Here is a 1,129-nt window from a genome sequence, read left to right as displayed (position 1 = left end):
ATCTGGCGGGCGCGGTCCGTCAGGTCGGCGCGGTCGAAGTCGAAGAACACGAGGTAGGTGCGGGCAGGCGCCGGCGCCGCGGCAGGCGCCGGGGCAACCATCGGAGCCGGCGCCACCGGGCGCGGCTGGTTGAAGGCGTAACGAAGGCCGATAAGGGCAGAGTGGTTGTAGTTCTCGGACTTCGTGCCGCCGCGGGAGGTGGAGAAGCCGCCGCCGCTGCTGGTGGTGTCGATCGAGTGCTCGAGCGTGCCAAGGAAGCGGTACTCGGCGGTGAGCGACAGGCCGGTCACGCCGAACTGGGTCAGCGGCACGGCAAGGCCGGCGATGCCCTGGTAGGCGAAGCGGCCGTCGGTGTCGCTGCTGCGGAGCTGGCCGCCGAGGACGTTCACGCGCACGTCGTCGAAGTCACGCCAGATGTAGCCGATACCGCCGCCGATGTAGGGCTGGATGTAGGTCGGCACGCCGAAGCGGGTGAAGTCCAGGTCATAGAAGACATTGGCCATCACGCCGTAGGAGCGGGACTTGCCGTCGGCCTGGCTGGTGGTGCCGCGGAAGCCGCGGATCTTGTCGACGTCGTTCTGGCGGTAGCTGCCCTCGACCTCGGCGCGGAGGCCGTTGCCGAAGCCCCAGCCAAGGCTGCCCAGGCCGACGAAGCCCGTGTTGAAGGCGACTTCGCCGCGCGGGTTGATGCCGGAACGGGCGAGGGAGTCAGCGAGGGGACCCGTGGCGCCGAGCTTCGCGTCCTGCAGCCAGTTCGCGCCGAAGCCACCGGCGATGTAGAGGCCCGAGACGGGCTGGGCCTGCGCGGCAAGGGGCAGCGCCAGCATCGTAGCGGCCAGAAGAGCCTTGCGAAGCGACATGGAGTGATCCTTAGGAAACGGATGAAAGGTAGCGGGGGTCAGATAGGCACCGCTGGCTCCCACAACATTCAAATGGGTTGCAGGTTCCTGGTGAAAAAGACGACCTGCTTCCGCTGTGGCATCCACGCCACAGTCTCTGTAACCTGTGTTGACATGATGTGAAAAAAGGGGGCTGGACCCTGCGGTCCCGCCCCCTCCTGTTCTCCCCGTGAGGGATCGCCTGCTCAGCGCAGGACGATCTCCACGCGGCGGTTCTGCGGCTCGCGCAC

1 protein-coding gene is annotated in these 1,129 nt (G+C 67.2%); it reads right to left on the bottom strand.

The window, feature by feature from the left end; translation table 11 throughout:
* Positions 1–860, bottom strand: an 860-nt coding sequence (locus tag BO39_RS29475; protein ID WP_043840447.1) for an outer membrane protein, incomplete at its 3' end; no start/stop codon positions are given.
* Positions 861–1,129 lie beyond the last annotated feature (269 nt).

This window comes from Roseomonas aerilata DSM 19363 (genome assembly GCF_000711725.1).
Classification (GTDB): domain Bacteria; phylum Pseudomonadota; class Alphaproteobacteria; order Acetobacterales; family Acetobacteraceae; genus Roseomonas; species Roseomonas aerilata.
This window is presented reverse-complemented; position numbering and strand designations above follow the sequence as displayed.